16 protein-coding genes are annotated in these 17802 nt (G+C 69.4%); 12 read left to right on the top strand and 4 right to left on the bottom strand.

Annotation, left to right across the window (positions count from 1 at the left end):
- Positions 1 to 435: 435 nt before the first annotated feature.
- A complete protein-coding gene (locus tag VJT49_RS02580; protein ID WP_324162716.1) occupies positions 436 to 3021 on the top strand; it encodes a glycoside hydrolase family 172 protein in 2586 nt (861 codons plus the stop codon).
- A gap of 380 nt (positions 3022 to 3401) precedes the next feature.
- Here VJT49_RS02580 and VJT49_RS02575 read toward each other — a convergent pair whose 3' ends face one another.
- Positions 3402 to 4946: a sodium:solute symporter gene (locus tag VJT49_RS02575; protein WP_324162714.1), complete on the bottom strand. Its 1545-nt coding sequence runs from the start codon at positions 4944 to 4946 to the stop codon at positions 3402 to 3404.
- 8 nt (positions 4947 to 4954) lie between these two features.
- Positions 4955 to 6196 (bottom strand): anhydro-N-acetylmuramic acid kinase, encoded by a 1242-nt coding sequence (locus VJT49_RS02570; RefSeq protein WP_324162712.1) that lies wholly within the window; start codon positions 6194 to 6196, stop codon positions 4955 to 4957.
- A 121-nt stretch (positions 6197 to 6317) separates the two neighbouring features.
- Here VJT49_RS02570 and ftsY point away from each other — a divergent pair, with 121 nt between their 5' ends.
- From ftsY to VJT49_RS02535, 7 genes are all read left to right on the top strand, one after another.
- A complete protein-coding gene (gene ftsY / locus VJT49_RS02565) occupies positions 6318 to 7646 on the top strand; it encodes a signal recognition particle-docking protein FtsY (protein WP_324162709.1) in 1329 nt (442 codons plus the stop codon).
- 125 nt (positions 7647 to 7771) lie between these two features.
- Positions 7772 to 8224: a hypothetical protein gene (locus tag VJT49_RS02560; RefSeq protein WP_324162707.1), complete on the top strand. Its 453-nt coding sequence runs from the start codon at positions 7772 to 7774 to the stop codon at positions 8222 to 8224.
- Positions 8224 to 9546, top strand: a complete 1323-nt coding sequence (locus VJT49_RS02555) for a putative T7SS-secreted protein (protein WP_324162704.1) — start codon at positions 8224 to 8226, stop codon at positions 9544 to 9546. The genes VJT49_RS02560 and VJT49_RS02555 overlap by 1 nt, the downstream gene beginning before the upstream one ends.
- Before the next feature lie 12 nt (positions 9547 to 9558).
- Positions 9559 to 10050, top strand: coding sequence for a hypothetical protein (locus VJT49_RS02550; protein ID WP_324162702.1), 492 nt, complete (start codon positions 9559 to 9561; stop codon positions 10048 to 10050).
- Positions 10047 to 10520: a YbaB/EbfC family nucleoid-associated protein gene (locus tag VJT49_RS02545; protein WP_324162700.1), complete on the top strand. Its 474-nt coding sequence runs from the start codon at positions 10047 to 10049 to the stop codon at positions 10518 to 10520. The genes VJT49_RS02550 and VJT49_RS02545 overlap by 4 nt, the downstream gene beginning before the upstream one ends.
- A complete protein-coding gene (locus VJT49_RS02540) occupies positions 10520 to 11251 on the top strand; it encodes a hypothetical protein (protein ID WP_324162698.1) in 732 nt (243 codons plus the stop codon). The genes VJT49_RS02545 and VJT49_RS02540 overlap by 1 nt, the downstream gene beginning before the upstream one ends.
- The gene (locus tag VJT49_RS02535) at positions 11252 to 11578 is read left to right on the top strand and encodes a DUF4333 domain-containing protein (RefSeq protein WP_324162696.1); all 327 of its coding nucleotides are present in this window, start codon (positions 11252 to 11254) and stop codon (positions 11576 to 11578) included.
- A 10-nt stretch (positions 11579 to 11588) separates the two neighbouring features.
- Here the strand turns inward: VJT49_RS02535 and VJT49_RS02530 are convergent, their stop codons facing one another.
- Positions 11589 to 12365, bottom strand: coding sequence for an IclR family transcriptional regulator (locus VJT49_RS02530; protein ID WP_324162694.1), 777 nt, complete (start codon positions 12363 to 12365; stop codon positions 11589 to 11591).
- Positions 12366 to 12450: 85 nt separating this feature from the next.
- Here VJT49_RS02530 and aceB point away from each other — a divergent pair, with 85 nt between their 5' ends.
- Entirely contained in the window at positions 12451 to 14025 is a 1575-nt protein-coding gene (gene aceB / locus VJT49_RS02525) for a malate synthase A (RefSeq protein WP_324162691.1), read from the top strand.
- A 3-nt stretch (positions 14026 to 14028) separates the two neighbouring features.
- On the top strand, positions 14029 to 15231 hold the full coding sequence (locus VJT49_RS02520; protein ID WP_324162690.1) for a DUF6986 family protein: 1203 nt from the start codon (positions 14029 to 14031) through the stop codon (positions 15229 to 15231).
- A gap of 34 nt (positions 15232 to 15265) precedes the next feature.
- Here the strand turns inward: VJT49_RS02520 and VJT49_RS02515 are convergent, their stop codons facing one another.
- Positions 15266 to 16723, bottom strand: coding sequence for a PucR family transcriptional regulator (locus VJT49_RS02515; RefSeq protein WP_324162688.1), 1458 nt, complete (start codon positions 16721 to 16723; stop codon positions 15266 to 15268).
- Between the two features lie 62 nt (positions 16724 to 16785).
- On the opposite strand from VJT49_RS02515, the gene VJT49_RS02510 reads away from it, so the two are divergent.
- Together VJT49_RS02510 and VJT49_RS02505 are read left to right on the top strand one after the other, a co-directional pair.
- Positions 16786 to 17130 carry a metalloregulator ArsR/SmtB family transcription factor gene (locus VJT49_RS02510; RefSeq protein ID WP_324162686.1) on the top strand — a complete coding sequence of 115 codons (345 nt, stop codon included), beginning with the start codon at positions 16786 to 16788 and terminating at the stop codon, positions 17128 to 17130.
- A complete protein-coding gene (locus VJT49_RS02505; RefSeq protein ID WP_324162684.1) occupies positions 17130 to 17738 on the top strand; it encodes an SRPBCC family protein in 609 nt (202 codons plus the stop codon). The genes VJT49_RS02510 and VJT49_RS02505 overlap by 1 nt, the downstream gene beginning before the upstream one ends.
- Positions 17739 to 17802: the final 64 nt, after the last annotated feature.

The raw sequence follows: 17802 nt of genomic DNA, 5'->3' as shown, positions 1-17802 counted from the left end.
GGCCACCTTGAAAGCTTTCTGCCGGAGGCGCGTCGGGTGCCGCGACACGCTTTTCGTCGCGGCACCGGTCGACACAGCCCGAAGCAGGACGCGTCGTCACACAATGGGCGGATCCGCGGCCGCCACACCTTGCACGGGCCGTTTTCGTCGGACCTGATCGGTAGAGTTCCCTCGTCCGGTTTCGCACGAAATGGGTGGTGAGGAATGGCGGTCGAGCCTGAACAGGTGAGTGTTCTCAGTGTTCTCAGTGTTCTCCACGAGGAAGGGATGCGACCCACCTGCCTGGCGGTGAAAGCGCTTCCTCACCAAGGATGACGGTATAGACCACCCTCGTGGCGGGTTGCCACGTGGGTGTTACGGTGGCTTAACTTAGCCGGCAATCGTTTACTCGTGTTTTCCGACGCGGGTCCCCTGTCATGCTGTGGAGTCCACATCGTGCCCAAGAGTTGGTTTGTCGCGCCCAAAAACGCGCGAAGATTCCTCGCCGCCGCCCTGCTGCTCACCCTCGCGCCGAGCGCGTTGCCCGCGCGGGCGGCGGCAGCGTCCCCGGCGGTGTCGTCGGCGGTGTCCTCGGTCGAGGCCGACAAGGGACCGGTGGGCTGGGAGACCTACCGCTCCCTCAACGCCCTCGCGCGGCTGCGGCCCGGCGAACAGGTCAAGCAGTTCTCCAGTTACGACCGTACCGGCGACAACGAGGACGGGTTCAAAGGAATCTATTCCTGCCTGCGCGATGAGCCCGACGGCCAGTGCGTGATCGCCGAAGCGCACGGCGCGGGCGAGATCTCCTCGATCTGGTTCACCTACGCCAACACGTCGGTCTCCGGGATCGGCCGGATCACCGTCGAACTGGACGGCCGTGTGGTGCTGCAGGGTTCCCTGCAGGACATCGTCAACGGTGCCAGGGGCGCCCCGTTCGTGTGGCCGCTGGTGGGGAACTCGGCCGAAACCATGGGCGGCTCGGTGATCAAGGTGCCGATGCCCTACACGAGCACGATGAAGATCGTCACGCAGAACAATCCGCGCTTCTACCACGTGACCTACCGCCAGTTCGCCGATGCCACCGGGGTCCGGACCTTCGACCCCACCGACCAGGCGCTGGACGTCATTCAGCGGCTGCGCGGCTACGGCGTCCGTGACCCGAAACCGGCCGCCGCGGGCGCGGAGACCCAGCAGGCCCCGCTCACGGCCCTCGGCCCCGGCGCCACGGCCTCGATACCGCTCACCGGGGGTTCCCGGCAGATCACCCAGCTCGCCCTGCGCATCCCGCGGGCGGTGGCCGGGCCGGGACTGTTCGACGACGGCCGCGCGTACGGTCCGGGTGGCAGCTCGTTCACCGCCACGATCGACCCGGCCAACCAGGGGGTCCGGATCACCCGGCGCTTCGACGCGGGAATCGGCGACCAGCACGCGAGCCTCAGCGTGGACGGTCAGCGCGTCGGCGAGTGGGCCAGCGGCGCGGCCGTGCCCGGTGGTGGCTGGGTGGACCAGACCATTGAGGTACCCGCGTCGGTGACCGCGGGCAAGTCGCGGATCCGGATCGCCAGCACCTTCCTGTCGTCGAGCCAGGACGTCAACGAGTTTCGCTACGAGGTGCACAGCCGGGTCGGCGACGTGTGGGTGCGCACCGATGTCATGGATGTCGGCAACAACCACGTCAGCGACGAAGGCGTGCACGGCTACCAGATCGCCGGTGCGCGGTGGGAGGGGCTCCGGTGGTTCCGGTACGCGGCCAACGACGACCTGGTCTCGGCGTCCGAGACGCTGTTGAACGGGCTGCGGCTGCGGATCACTTTCGACGGTCAGACCACAGTGGACGCTCCGGTCGGTGAGTTCTTCGGCTCCGGGCTGGGCAAGTACGCCTCGCGTACCCTCATGCACTCGATCGACACCACCGAGAACGGCGCGTTCACCTCCTGGTGGCCGATGCCCTACGCGCGCACGGCGACGATCCAGCTGGTCAACACCACCACCGTCGGAATCCTCACGGGCAACCTCCTGATCACCACGGCGCCGGACCCCACGGCGGCCACGGGCCTGGCGGACGGCTCGCTCGGCTACTTCCACGCCACCCAGCAGCGGGCGGACACCCAGGCGGGCAAGGACTGGAACTTCCTGACGACGTCCGGGCGAGGACTGTTCTACGGGGTGACCACCACCATGCGCGGGCTGATCCCGAGTGGTCAGGTTCCCCAGATGAACTACCTCGAAGGCGACGAACGGATGTACGCCGACGGCGCGGCCAGCCCGACCGTGTACGGCACGGGTTCGGAGGACTTCTACGAATCCGGCTGGTACTTCCAGGACGGCCGTAACGGCGGTCCCGAAGGCGTGCCGTACGCGATGCCGCAGGCGGGCCTGGTCGCCCACCAGACGGCCGAGTACGGATGCCAGTACGTGTGCCTGGGCGCCTACCGCCTGATGATGTCCGACGCGGCGCCGTTCGGGAACGGCATCGAGTTCGACATCGAACACGGGAACCGGTCGTCGATGCCGGCGAACTACAGCTCCACGGCCTACTGGTACGGCCAGTCCTCGCCCTCCCTGGCGAGCAGCGACATCGTGGACATCACCGGCACCAACAGCCGCGCCGTGCACGGCTACTCGGCCACCGGCGAGACCACCGGCACGCTGACCTCCACCTTCGAGGGCAAGGGCGACCGGACCCAGGTGACCATGGGCACGTCGGCGTCCACCGGGCCGGTCCGGTTCACCGCCAAGGCCGACCCGGCCAACGAAGGGGTGCGCCTGCGCCGGACCTCGGACCAGAACATCGGTTACCAGCGGGCCAACGTCTTCATCGACGACCGGTTCGTCGGCGAGTGGTTCCAGCCACTCAAGAACACCTACTCGCGCTGGCTCGATGACTCCTTCGACGTCCCGGGCTGGGCCACCGCGGGCAAGGTGGCCGTCCAGGTCCGCCTGGAGCCGGTCGGGGGCGCCCCCGCCTGGTCGGCCGCGCGCTACTCGGTGTTCTCCCGGACCGGCCAGCTCACTTCGACCGGCACCGCCTCACGTGCGTAGCCCGCCTTGTCCCGGCCAGGTCAATCCTGGCCGGGACAAGCGGTCAAAAGACCCCCGGATCCGTGAAGCCACCCGCGAGCGTTCGGATCTCGCGATCGATTTCGATGCGGTACAAGCTCTCCAGCACGGAGGGCGCACGGTCGAGGTCTTCCGGGGCGTGACGGCGAGGAGCCTGGGGAAGCTCGACCTCGACGAGTGCGGACGCCACGCGTGGCAGCTGGACACGTCCACCCAGCCAAGTGGTCAGTTCTCCGCTGTGGGCCTCGGTGTGCCGATGTGGGCCACCACCTCCGTGACGTTCGACTTCAGCCACGGACGACAGGAAGTTCACGCACGACTCGGCCGTGCGTGTCCGTGTTTCGGCATCCACCTACATCCACCTACACCGACTCCGCTTCCTTTTCGGCCTCTCGGGCCACATTCGGGTCGGGCGTGCGGTGACGGAGGGAAAGCAGCCCGCCGACGACGAGCGTGATCAGCACGCCGAGCAGCGTGTACCAGGGGAACGCCAGCCCCACGGCCTTCGCACCGGGCGCGGGAGTGATCCTCACATCGAGCACCACATACGCCATCGCGGCGACGGTCACCGCGAACGCGATGATCGCGTCGAGCTGGCGGGCACGCTTGATCAGCAGCCCGAGGAAGAACGCCCCGAGCATCGCGCCGTAGGTGTAGCCGGTGATCGACAGGCCCTGCTCGATCACCGGGTTGTTCGTGCTGCTGAACAGGGACCCGAACACGGCGAACACCACCGCCCACGCCAGCGTCCAGATCCGCCCGTGCCGCAGCACCTTCGAATCCTCCGCGGGCCGCTTGGTGAACCGCTGGTACAGGTCGGCGACGGTCGAGTTGGACAACGCGTTGAGCGCCGAAGCCAGCGCGCCCATCGTGGAGGCGAGGATCGCCGCGATGAGCAGGCCCGCCACGCCGACCGGCAGTTCGCTGGTGATGAAGCCGGTGAAGATGTCGTCGCTGCTCTTGACGCCCAGTTCCTTGAGGTTGCGGAACCCGTTGTGCGCCCAGAGCATCGCGCCGACGAGCAGGAACAGCGCGAACTGGATGGTCACGGCCACACCGCTGCCGATCAGCGCCTTGCGCCCGTCGGCCACACTGCGGCAGGCCAAGAACCGCTGGACGATCAGCTGGTCGGCGCCGTGCGAGGCCATGGTGAAGATCGCGCCGCCGACCACCGCGGTGAGGAAGGCGTACTGGCTGGTCAGCAGGTGCAGCCCGGAGAAGTCGAAGTCGAAGAGCTTGAAAACGCCCTTCTCGGCGGCCTGCGAAGTCCAGCCCGGCGGCAGCTTGGTGCCGAGCACGATCAGCGCGGCCACGGCGCCGCCGACGTAGACCGACAGCTGGATGACGTCGACCCACACCACCGCCTTGATCCCGCCGACCAGCGCGTAGACGACGGTCAGCGCGGTGAGCACGATCACGATCTGCCAGTACTGGGTGCGCAGGCCGTAGTGGACGAGGATCACCTGGATCGGGATGGCGCCCGCGAACAGCCGCACCCCTTCGGCGAGGAGCCGGGTGACGATGAACGCGACCGAGGACACGCCCTGCATCGTCGAGCCGAACCGCTCACCGAGGAACGCGTACGCGGTGGACTGCTTTCCCTTGAAATAGCGGGGGAGCAGGATGAACGACACCAGGGTCCGGCCGATGATGTAGCCGAAGGGCAACTGCAGGTACGTGAACCCGTTGTAGTTGCCGGAGGCCGCCCAGATCAGGCCGGGTGTGCTGATCACCGTGAGGGTCGAGGTCTCGGTGGCCACGATCGAGAAACAGACCGCCCACCAGGGCAGGCTCCGCTCGCCGATGAAGTAGTCGGCCGCCGAGCGCTGCCGTCTGCCGACGAGGACGCCGATCGCGGGCATCGCGGCCAGATAGACCACGATGATCGCCAGATCCACCGGATGCATCGTCTCTCCTACTCTCCCTGGCTGTGCGCTCTGGGGGTGCGACCTCGGGACCCCGCCCGGGGGCAAGCCCTCGGCCCCCCGCCGTCCACGCGCAGGCGGGTCACGGGCGTGGTGTGTGGTGCGGGCAAGGTCAGTGGCCCGGCGCCGGGGGTGATGCTGCCGAGCAGGCGTGGCGCGCGAGCGCCGGTGGCGCTGGGTACGTTCGCCGGGACGCCGTGCCAGGTCAACCACCCGAGCAGCGCGGTGAGGTAGGCCTCCTTGGCTCCGGTGGGCAGGCCGAACTCGGAGCTGGTGGCCAGCCGCGTGTTCCCCAGGTGCTCGGCGAGAGCGTGCATGAGTGTGGGGTTGCGCACTCCACCACCCGAAGCGACCTCCGTCCGTGCGTGGTGGCGCGAGCATGCCTCGCCGATGGTCTGCGCGGTCAGTTCGGTGAGCGTGGCCAGCAGGTCCTCGGGCCTGGGCGCCAGGCCGTCGGTGGCTTTCCGGAGGTAGCCGGCGTGGAACAGTTCCTTGCCGGTCGACTTCGGGGGTTCCGCCCGGTAGTAGGGCTCGGCGAGCAGGCGCGCCAGCAGTTCTTCGCACACCCGTCCCTTTGCGGCGATGGTGCCGTCGAGGTCGCTGGGCTGACCCGTGACCTGCCGGGCCGCGAGGTCGAGCAAGGCGTTGCCGGGTCCGGTGTCGTAGGCGATCGTGTGGCCGCCGGGTTCGACGACCGTCACGTTGGCGATCCCACCGATGTTGAGCGCGATCACGGGGTGGCCGGTGCGTTCGGCGAGGTCACGCAGCCAGAGGCGGTCGAGGGTGCCGGCCAGCGGCGCACCCTGCCCGCCCGCGGCGACGTCCCTGGCCCGCAGGTCGGAGATCACCGGCAGTCCCGTGCGCTCGGCGATCCACGCGGGTTGCCCGAGTTGGAGGGTGCCCATCGCGTGGCCGCCTTCGACCCAGTGGAACACCGTCTGGCCGAGCGAGCTGACGAGATCGGCGGGGCCGAATCGATCGAGGGCCTGCCGGGCGGCCTCCGCGAAGGCCTGGCCGACCAGCGTGTCGAGTTCGGTGAGCTGTTCCGCGGTGGTCGCGGCCGGCGGGAGGGCCGTGAGCAGGGCCGCCCGCAGGTGGTCCGGGTAGCCGAGTTCGAGGTCCCCCACCGGGGTCAGTTCGGCCAGGCCCGCCGAGGCGTGCAGGTCGGCCACCGCCACGTCGATCCCGTCCATCGAGGTGCCCGAAATGAGCCCGACGACCCGTACCGCCATGAGCGAGTGGTCTAGTCCTGCCTTGGCGAGGGCGCAACCCGGCTCGTGACTTCTTGTCCACACGGTTACCCGGCGCCGACACCCCTGATGTGGCCTGACCGGCGGATGCGAGGATTACGGAGTGTCCAACTACCTCTGGCTATGGATCGTCATCGTTGTCGTCGTGCTGCTGGCGATCGCGCTCGTCGCCGGACTGACCGTCGCGCGCAGACGGCGGATCAGCCTGATCGAGGCGGAACGCACGGAGGCGAGGCCGAAAGGCGGCGGATACGCCACCGACAACGGGATCGCGCTGGCCCCGGGCGGTGAACGGGCGCCGAGAGTCGAGCCTGAAGAGCGGGAAGAGCCGGAAGAGAGCAAGGCGCCACCGCATCCCGCCGGGGAACGGACCGAGGTCGACGGCCAGCCCGGGGTCGGCGACGACGCCGCGGTACCGCGGGACGCGGCCCGCCGGGCCATCGTGGACGTCGTCCTGCCCGAGGAAAAGGTCGTCCTGCCCGAGGAAAAAGAGGAGATCGCGCCCGCGGCCGGGCGGATGGAACGGCTGCGCGGCCGGCTGACCAAGTCGCGTTCGGTGTTCGGGCAGAGCCTGCTCGGCTTGCTCGGCGCCGGCGACCTCGACGAGGACTCGTGGCAGGACGTCGAGGACACCCTGCTGATGGCCGATCTCGGCGCCGCGACCACGACCGAGATCGTCGAGAAGCTGCGTGCCGAGATCACCAGTCGTGGCGTCCGGACGCCCGAAGAGGCCAAAACCGTCCTGCGGACCGTGCTCATCGGAGCGTTGCGGCCCGACTCGGACCGCTCGGTGCGCGCGCTGCCGCACACGGTCGACGGCCGGAAGCAGCCCGCGGTGGTGCTGGTCGCCGGGGTCAACGGCACCGGCAAGACCACCACCACCGGCAAGCTGGCCCGCGTGCTGGTCGCGCAGGGCAGCCGGGTGCTGCTCGGCGCCGCGGACACGTTCCGCGCGGCCGCCGCCGACCAGCTGCAGACCTGGTCGGAGCGGGTCGGCGCGGAGGTGGTGCGCGGCAAGGAGGGCGCGGACCCGGCGGCGGTCGCCTTCGACGCGGTCAAGCGCGGCGTGGAGGCCGCGGTGGACGCGGTGCTGATCGACACCGCGGGCCGGCTGCACACCAAGACCGGCCTGATGGACGAACTGGGCAAGGTCAAGCGGGTGGTGGAGAAGCAGGCCAAGGTGGATGAGGTGCTGCTCGTGCTGGACGCCACCACCGGGCAGAACGGCCTGGCCCAGGCCCGCGTGTTCGGTGAGGTCGTGAACGTGACCGGAATCGCGCTGACCAAGCTCGACGGCACCGCGAAGGGCGGCATCGTCTTCCAGGTGCAGCGTGAACTGGGCGTGCCGGTCAAGCTCGTCGGGCTCGGCGAGGGCCCTGACGACCTGGCGCCGTTCGAGGCCGGCGCTTTCGTGGACGCGCTCCTGGGCTGACCTGTCGCCAGTCACAGCCCGGAGCCGAGCATTGACAAACCGTACCGGGCTGTGAAAAGTTCACCCCCGAAATCAGCGGGTGCCGGCGAGGGGCCGGCGGGTGATCCGCTCGAGGGGGGAACCACATGGCGGACGGATTCCGTGCCGTCTTCGACGACCTGCACCAGGCGGCAAACGAGATCGGCGACTGGGTGCAGGGCGTCGCCGGACTGCCGTGGCAAGGCCCGAGCGGGGACTACGGGCATGCCGGTGTGCGGGCGGGCTGGACACAGTTCATCGGGGATGCCAGGGCGGAAGTCGCGCAACTCGCCGCGAAGGCGGGCGAGCACCGCGATGGGCTCCGGGCCGCGGCGGGCCGCTACCTCGAGTCGGACGACGAGAGCGGTTTCGTTGTCGCCGACCTCGGCACCGTGCTCGATTCGAGCGGCGGATTCACCGGAGGAATCTCCGACGTCGTCGGCCGAGCGACCGGTGAGGCCGGTGGACGGCCGGGGTTCGTGAACCCCGGCGTGACCGCGCGGCCGGATCCGGACGGTGGAATCGCGAGCCGGCTCGACCCCGAAGGACCGCTCTACTGATGGCGGCCGGACTGGGGGAGACCACCGATCCCCACGAGCTGATCCCGGGCGAGCCGGATCTGATCGCCGAGGATCTCCGCCTGCTGGTCGCCAATGTCGAGCGGATCGGCCTTACCGGCGGCGGTCTCCGGAAAATCGACCCCGGGCAGTGGACCGGCGAAGGGGCCGACGCGTTCCGGGAAGCGTTCGGTGAAGAACCGCCCAAGTGGTTCCAGACCATCGACGTTCTGCTCCATGGCGGCCAGTTGCTCGCCGACTACGGCGACGTACTCACGTGGGCCCAAGCCGAGGCGCAGCGTGCGATCGAGATGTATGTCCAAGCGCAAGCGGCCTCCCGTTCCGTCGCCGCGATCCCCGGGCTGTTCGACGACGCGGCCGAGATGCTCGCCAAGGAGGCGCAAGCGGTCCTGGACAACGCCCGCGAGCGGCTGGCGGCGGCGGGTGGGCTCGCGGCACGGGCCTTCGGCTTCGAACCCGATGGTGCGGGCGGCTACTCGATGGACCTCGGTGACGGCAAGGAGTTCGGTGCCGCCGAGCGGAAGAACGACGCACCGGGCCGGCAGAAGGGCAGAGACGGAAAGACCTACCGGGGCGAGTGGGGCACCACCCAGTCCGACGGAATGCTCACCGACACGGTCGGTGACACGCTCAGGGCGCTCGGCTTCGACATCTCCGAGAAGACCTGGGCGGCTTCCGCGGGAACCGCGGTGTTCGGCGGAAGTCTCGACGGACAGTTCGCGTCGGGGCCGTGGTCGGGTACCGGCAAGCTCGGGGGCTCGATGTTCGGAGCCGATGCCGACGCCACGGCGACCGCGAGCGCACTGGGCGTCACGGGAGCGGCCGGTGCCGAGGCGTACCTGGCGAAGGGAAGCGCCGAGGGCGAGGTGAAGCTGGGCGATCACGCCGGAGTTTCGGGCCGGTCCGAAGCGATCCTCGGCGCGGAGGCCGGCGCCAAGGGAAGCCTCGGCTTGAGCGGGGTGCAGGGCAGCGGGGAGGCCTTCGCCGGAGCGAAGGTCGAAGGCGACGCCCGTGCCGAGGTCGCCGGTGTCAGCGCCGGCGTGCACGGCGAAGCGTGGACGGGCGCCGGCGTCGAGGCAAGCGGTCAGCTGGGCATGGGCGACGATGGCACGTTCCACGTCGGCGCTTCGCTGGGCATCGGGCTGGGTATCGGTGGCGAGATCGGTTTCGACATCGCGATCGATCCGGAAGAGGTCGTCGATACGGTGAAGGACGTGGCGGACGATGTCGCGGACATCGCTTCCGACGTCGGACACGGGATGACGGACACCGCCGAGGCCATCGGCGACTTCCTCGGCTTCTGACGGGAGAAAGGCGTGGCTACCACGATTCCGGTGCCGATCGAGTTCTCGCTGCCCGAGGGGTGGCGAGCGGTACCGCCGGACGCGGTCAACGCGGGCGAAGCGGGTTTCGTCGCGTTGCACCCGCCCGCGCTCAAGGGATTCACCCCCAACATCACGATCGGTGGCGAGCTCCACGATCGCGGCGTGACGCTGAGCCAGCTGGCCGACGAGGCCCTGGAACGGCTGCGCAGGGGCGCCCCCGACGTTCGACCCGGGCGCCGCAACGAGGTCGGTTCGGTAGGTGGTCCGGGCCTCACCCAGGCCGTGCGCCTGTCGCTCCTGCTGAACAACCAGCCCGAACAACTCGTGCAGCTGCAGGTGTTCCTCGGCATGCGGGACACCGGCGACGAAAGCCGGTACGCGGTCCTGCAGATCGTGCTGAGCGCCTTGGCGGAGCAGTTCGACCAGGTCGTCGGCGACTTTCAGAAGTTCCTCTCGACCATCCGACCCGAAGGGGCACGATGAGCGAGTACGCCAGGCAGTTGTCGCGGCGCATAGAGGCCATCGATACCGCGGTGGCCGACAACCGCCGGCGTGCCGAGGCCTACCAGCGGATGGCGGGCGAGCTGAAGGACGTGGAAGGCCGTGCCGCCTCGCCCGACGGTGTGGTGAGCGTGGTCGTCGGGCCTGGTGGAGAGGTCAGGGGAATCACCTTCGGCGACCAGATCGACGCCGTCAGCCCGGCCGCGCTGTCGGCCACCGTCATGCGCACGGTTGCCGCGGCAAGAATGGCGGCCGCCCGGCAGCAGGCCGAAGTGGTGCGGCGCGGCCTCGGCGACACGGGATTGCTGGACAAGGTGCTCGACTCCGACGAGCGGTTGTTCGGCGACCGGCGGCCGCGCGACCCCGGCCCGGCGCCGGTCGCCATCCGTCGTCCAGAACCCGCGCGGGACGACGAGTTCTTCGAGAATTTCGCCGCGCTCGGGGACGGGTGATGAGCGTCGGAGCGGCCATCGCGCTGGCCGTCGGCGGAACCCTCCTGATGGCCGCCGGGCTCACCTGGATGGCTCTCCGCTTCAACCGGGAGTACAACGAGCACGAGAAGGCGGCGCTCGCCCGGCTCCGGCAGGAGTTGCCGAAGCGAGGCTGGACCTTCGCGCCGCGCGACGACTCGATCGTCGAGTTGTACAACTGGTGGACCGAGGAACGCACCTGGCGCAACCCGCTTGAGCCCTTCGTCAAGCCGCCAAGGGCCAAGGCCGCCCGTGACGTGATCACCGGATCCCACCGGGGACGACCGTTTGTCGCCGCGGTTTTGGACACTCACTACCAAGGCGAACACGTGTGGGCGCGATGCATCTGGATCCGCACACCGGCGGTCCGTCCCGCGCTGGGCGTGAGCAAAGTGCCCGCACTGGAGAGCGGGATCAACGCCGGCCCGGGCATGGGCGACCTCCGGTTCGGCAATCCGGAGTTCGATGACAAGTTCGAGGTCAGGACCGGCAGCGACGCGTTCGCGGCCGCTGTGCTCAACCCCGCGGTGATCCGGTTCCTCCTCGCCGAGCGGTGCAGGTTGAGAGGGCTGCGGTTCTTCGGCGACCAGTTCGATGTCTCCGACCAGTACACCTTTGATCATCGTGATCCCGCGGAACTGATTCCGGCACTGGATCTGCGTTGCGACATTCTCGACCGAATTCCATCCGCTGTCTGGGCTCAGGGGGCTTGATTGTTCCGCCGTATTTTCGGCGTCGCGCTGTTGTGCTTCGGGTCGATGGCGCCGGGTGCCTGCTCCGTGACGGTGACCGCGGGCCGCACGGTCGACAGGGACACCCTGGAACGAAAGATTTCCGACGTGCTGGCGACGAAGGTCCGCCGGCCGGAGTCCGTGGCGTGTCCCGGTCCGATCAAGGTCGAGGCGGGGGCGAAAGCCTGGTGTGTCCTAACCGGTGACCGGGTGCGCTACGGCGTCACCACGACGGTCACCGCGGTGGACGGCGCCAGGTACAAGTTGGACGTCAAGGTCGGTGACAGGCCTTTGCCTGCCGGGGCCTGACCAGCGGCGCTCACGCGCTCAGGTCCGTGCTTGCCAGATGGGCCGACAAGGTCGCGGCGACCCGCTGGACCACGGGCGCGATCCGCGACACCGCCTCCTTGGTCAAGCGGCCTTCGGGGCCGGACACCGACACCGCCGCGGGGGCGGGCGTACCGGTGAGCGGCACGGCGATGCAGCGGACGCCCAGTTCCTGCTCGCTCTCGTCGACGGCATAACCCTGGTTGGCGACCTTAACCAGGTGCCGCAGCAGCTCGTCGGGGTCGGTGTAGGTGTGTTCGGTGTAGGCGGGCATGCCGGTGCGGGTCAGGAGCGCGCGCACCTCGTCCGGCGGCAGCCGCGACAGGATCGCCTTGCCGACGCCGGTGCCGTGCGGCAGGACCCGCCGGCCGACTTCGGTGAACATGCGCATCGAGTGCTTTGACGGCACCTGGGAGACGTACACCACTTCGTCGCGTTCGAGCACCGCGAGGTTCGCCGTCTCGCCGACCTCGTCGACCAGTTCGGCGAGCAGCGGCCGGGCCCAGGTGCCGAACTGCATACTCGCGTTCTCGCCCAGGCGGATGAGCCGGGCGCCGAGCGCGTAGCGGCGGTTGGTGTTCTGCCGCACGTATCCCAGCGCCACGAGGGTCCGGATCAGCCGGTGGATGGTCGGCATGGGCAGTCCGGAACCGCTCGCCAGCTCGGACAGGCTCGCCTCGCCCCCGGCGTCGGCCAGCCGCTCCAGCAGTTCGAAGGCCCGCCGGAGCGACTGCACGCTCCCGTCGCGCCCGCCCTTGTCCTCGGTCACCCCGGTCTCCTCGCGTTGAGTTTCCGCTATGCAGAAACTATAGTCCGAGATGTAAAAATGTACGGACGTCTTTTGGGAGTGTCGCATGTCTGAGGTCAAGGTGCTCGGCGGCTCGATCGAGCGGGGCGACGAGATCCTCACTAAGGAGGCACTGGAGTTCCTGGCCGGCCTGCACGACAACTTCGCGGCGCGCCGTGACGAACTGCTCGCGGCCCGGGCCAAGCGCCGCGAAGAGGCCAAGCGCACGGGGCGACTCGACTTCCTGCCCGAGACGAAGGAGATCCGAGAGTCGGACTGGCAGGTCGCCGAGGCGCCCCCGGCGCTGCGTGACCGGCGGGTCGAGATCACCGGTCCCACCGAGCGCAAGATGACCATCAACGCGTTGAACTCCGGTGCCAAGGTGTGGCTGGCGGACTTCGAGGACGCCAACACGCCGCACTGGGCCAACGTCGTCGGCGGGCAGGTCAACCTCCGTGACGCGATCCGGGGCACCATCGAACTCGACTCGGGCGGGAAGCACTACGCGCTGCGTGACGACATCGAGCACGCGACCATCGTGGTCCGGCCGCGCGGCTGGCACCTGGACGAGCGGAACCTGACCTTCGGCGGCCGCAAGGGCGTCGGCGCGCTGGTCGACTTCGGCCTGTACTTCTTCCACAACGTGCGCGCCCTGCTGGCCTACGACAAGGGCCCGTACTTCTACCTGCCGAAGATGGAAAGCCACCTCGAAGCCCGGTTGTGGAACGACGTGTTCAGTTACGCGGAGAAGGAGCTGGGCATCACGCACGGGACGATCAGGGCGACCGTGCTGATCGAGACCATCCCCGCCGCCTTCGAGATGGAAGAGATCCTTTACGAGCTGCGTGAGCACGCCTCGGGCCTGAACGCGGGCCGCTGGGACTACCTGTTCAGCATCATCAAGTACTTCCGGGACGCCGGACGGAAGTTCGTGCTGCCGGACCGCAACAGCGTGACCATGACCGCGCCCTTCATGCGCGCCTACACCGAGTTGCTGGTGCGCACCTGCCACAAGCGCGGCGCGTTCGCGATCGGCGGCATGGCGGCGTTCATCCCCAGCAAGGACCCCGAGGTCAACGAGACGGCGTTCGCGAAGGTCCGCGACGACAAGGCACGCGAGGCGAGCGACGGCTTCGACGGCTCGTGGGTCGCGCACCCGGGCATGGTGGACCTCTGCCGCGAGGAGTTCGACCGGGTTCTCCGCGACAAGCCGAACCAGTTGGACCGCGCCCGCGACGAGGTCTCGGTGACCGCGGAGCAACTGCTCGACGTCGCCGCCACCGAGGGCGAGGCGACCGAGGCCGGGTTGCGCGGCGCGGTCGACGTCGGTGTCCGGTATCTGGCGTCCTGGCTGGGCGGTAACGGCGCGGCGGCGATCCACAACCTGATGGAGGACGCCGCGACCGCGGAGATCTCGCGTTCCCAGATCTGGCAGTGGGTCAGCAACGGTGTGGAGCTGTTTAATGGCGTCAAAGTGACCGAGGAACTGGTGCGCACGGTGCTCGACGAGGTGCGTAAGGAGCTCGACGGGGTCATCCCGGCCGAGTTGCTGGACCCGGCGGTCGAGCTGTTCGAGCAGGTGGCGCTGGCCGACGAGTTCCCGGACTTCCTCACCCTGCCCGCCTACGAGCGGATTTCGTAAGCGGTGCCCGGCCGGCTCACGGAGGAGGTCTACGCGGGCGTCGACGCCCGGCTGTCCGAAGTAGACGCCCGGATCGCCGCCCGCTATCCCGGTGAGCCGGCCGGGCGGCAACCCGTGCACACGGTCTACGTTCCGGCGAACCGGTTTTCGGCGGACCTGGTCGCGAAGTGGGGCGAGCAGGCGAGCGAGGTCTTCGCGAAGCACGGCGACGAACTCGGGCTGGATCCGGAGATCGCCGAACGGGTACGCCGGAAGCTCGCCCGGGAGCCGATCGAGGACCTGCGGATCGACTTCGAGGACGGCTACGGCCATCCTGGCGACGAAGCGGAGGACGCCGCCGCCCTCGCCTGTGCGCGCACCCTCGCGGGGATGGCCGTGCGGCCCCCGTTCGCCGGCATCCGGTTCAAGAGTTTCGAGCGGGCGTCCCGGCGGCGGGGTATCCGCACGCTCGACGTTTTCCTGGACGGGCTGGAGGGTGTGCTGCCGCCCGGGTTCGTGGTGACCCTGCCCAAGGTGACGGCCGTGGAGCAGGTCTCCGCCGCGGCCGGGGTGATCGCGGACCTGGAAGCCGTCTACGGCCTGGCGCCGGGCGCGTTGCGGTTCGAGGTGCAGATCGAGACCTCGCAGTCCATTGTGGACGCCGAGGGGTCCGTCGCGGTGGCCAGGATCGTCCAGGCGGCGGCGGGCCGGTGCACCGGGCTGCACTACGGCACCTACGACTACAGTGCGGGACTGGGCATCGCCGCCGGGTACCAGAGCATGGACCATCCGGCGGCGGACTTCGCCAAGGCGTTCATGCAGGTCGCCGCGGCGGGCACCGGGGTGCGCCTGTCCGACGGCTCGACCAACCTGCTTCCGGTCGGCGATGCCGTCCTGCCCGCTTGGCGCGAGCATCTCCGGCTGGTCCGGCGTTCGCTGGAGCGGGGCTTCTACCAGGGCTGGGACCTGCATCCCCACCAGTTGCCCACGCGGTTCGCCGGCACCTACGCCTTCTTCCGGGAGGGCCTGCCTTCGGCCGCTGCCCGGTTGCGCGACCATGTGGGCCAGGCCGAAAGCGGAGTCCTCGACGAACCCGCCACCGTGCAGGCGCTGGCGACTTTCCTGTTGCGCGGCCTCGACTGTGGCGCGATCGACGAGGACGAGGTGACCAAGCTGACAACGCTGGAACGGTCACACCTCTTCCGCTACGCCCGGCGGACCGGTTGACGGAACGGGAAGCTACTACTCGTTGAAGCGGCCCTCACCTGGCTTCCAGCGCGAGATACACGTCGACCTGGGTCGGGAAGTCGGTGAGGTCGAGGCCGAGCACTTCGCAGGCGCGGGCGATGCGGTAGCGCAGGGTGTTGACGTGGACGTGCAGGGCCTTCGCCGCGGCGGTGGGGGAGCAGGCGCTTTCGAGGAACACCCGCACGGTCCGCACGAGGTCGGTACCCTGCGCCTGGTCGTAGGCCAGCAGCGGGCCGAGGACCCGGTCGCGGACCGACCGGCGCAGTTCGTCCGGCGCGCCCGCGACCAGGAGCCGGTGCACGGGGATGTCCTCCCCGGCTACCACTCCGATCCGCTCGCCCCGCCGCGCGGCGACTTCGACCGCGTAGCGCGCTTCCTGGCTCGCGCCTCGTAATCCGCTCACCGTCGCCGGGCCGCCGATGCCGATGAAGACCGGTGAAAGCCCGGCTACCTGATCCAAAATGGACAGCGCGTCGCTGGCGCGGGCCGGCCATTCCCACGGCCATTTCTCGTCGGCCGCCACGACCGCGTAGGTCTCGTCACCGACGACGCCGGCACTCGAGGACACGTCGGCCAGTAGCTCGCTGAACACTTCCAGGCCGAGTGCGGTGTCGTCTGGTGTCCTGGCGAGCAGCACCCGCACCGGTGCTGCCGCGGGCAGGCCGGTCGCCGCGAAGGCCCCCGCCGGGTCCCCGGCGCCGCCGGCGAGTAGCCGGAACAGCGGCGCGGCCGCCCGGTCGCCGGTCTGCCGGACCTGGTCGGCCCGCGCCCGCGCCAAACCGATCAGCCCCGCCAGCTCGTCGGCGATCGCCTCCGGCCACGAGGTCGCGCGGATGGCCAGCAGCCACGGGATGCGGAACCGGCCGCCGATCGGCAGCAGGGCGTGCTCGCCGTGCACCGGCCGGTGGGGCGCGAACCGTTCGACCAGCCCGGCGGGCGCGTCCGGCTCGGTGCCTGCGACCACCCGCCCGGTGCCCGAAATCACCCAGCACGGGGCGCCCAGCTCGATCGCGCCCTGACGCAGCAGCACCGGCAGTGACATGTCCCCGGCCGCGGACAGCAACCGGCGGTGCGCGTCACCCGGCGCGGTGCCCCGGTCGGCGGCCAGCGCCAGCACGACCCGTTCGGTGATCACCGCGAACGACAGGTCCGCGGGCACCTCCAGCAACGGAATCCCGTGCTGCGCGCAGGCCTGGATGACGTCGTCGGGAATTCCGCCGGTGTCGGCGCCGGACGCGGCAAACGCCGCCACCCCCGCCCGCGCGAGCGCGCCGACGAACCGCTCGGCGTCACCCGGCCGCCGCCACCACAGCAGCCCGCTCAGCACCAGCTCACCGGCCGAGACATAGCGGCTCGGGTCGGGCAGCTCGGTGACATAGATGCGGCTGATCGCGCGGCCGAGCAGCCGGGATCCGGTACGCACCCGCAGCCGGAGCCCGGGAATCTCCAGCAGCGTCTTGACCAGTGTCACGGGCGCGAATCCTAGCAATTTAAGCGTTGACTTATATAAGGAGCGATTGAGATGATTCCGGCGTGCACGCGTTCGACGTTCTCGGTGATCCCGTCCGGCGGCGGATCCTGGAACTGCTGGCCGACGGCGAACGGGCTTCCGGCGCGATCAGCGAGGTCATCGAGCGGGAGTTCGGGATCTCCCAGCCCGCGGTCTCGCAGCACCTCAAGGTCCTGCGGGACAACGGGTTCACCACCGTGCGAGCCGAGGGCTCCCGGCGTCTGTACGCGGTGGACAGTGCCCCGCTGGAGGAAATCGATCTGTGGCTGGGGCGTTTCCGCGGGTTCTGGGCGGGACGGCTGGACGCGCTGGGCACCGAAATCGCGCGCGGCAAGCGTGCACGCCGTGCTGGAGGAAAGGACACGTGATGGATATCGTCGGGCAGATCAACTCGGTGCACCGTGCGGTGCGGTCGGTGGGGGAGACCAACTCGGTGCTGCTCCGGAGAACCTATGAGGCGGAGGTCGAGGACCTCTGGGACGCGTGTACCGAACCTGACCGGATCAGCCGGTGGCTGACGCCCGTGACCGGCGACTTCCGGCTCGGCGGCACCTACCAGCTGAAGGGCAACGCCGGCGGGAAGATCCTCCGTTGCGAACCTCCTCGCCTGCTCAGGGTGAGCTGGGTGTTCGGCGACATGCCGCCCTCCGAGGTCGAGGCCCGGATCACCCCGGCGGGTGACGGAAAGGCCCAGCTCGAACTCGAGCACGGCGCCTTGGCCGATGACGACCACTGGGACTCCTACGGGCCGGGCGCGGTCGGGATCGGCTGGGACCTCTCCCTGCTCGGTCTCGGCCTGCATCTGCGCGGCGAGCACCTCGAAGACCCCCAGGCGTGGATGGTGACGGCGGAGGCGAAGCAGTTCATGACGCGGAGCAGCCAGGATTGGGGATCGGCGTATGAGGCCTCCGGGGCGAGCCCGGAGCGAGCCGCCGCCGTTACCGAGCGCACCACGGCGGCCTACCTCGGGGGCTGAGTTTTTGAAGTTTTCACCGCCGTCATCCGCCTTGTACGAAAGTACAAATTCGGCTCGTCGGGCC

Source organism: Amycolatopsis sp., from assembly GCF_035276945.1.
GTDB lineage: Bacteria > Actinomycetota > Actinomycetes > Mycobacteriales > Pseudonocardiaceae > Amycolatopsis_E.
This window is presented reverse-complemented; position numbering and strand designations above follow the sequence as displayed.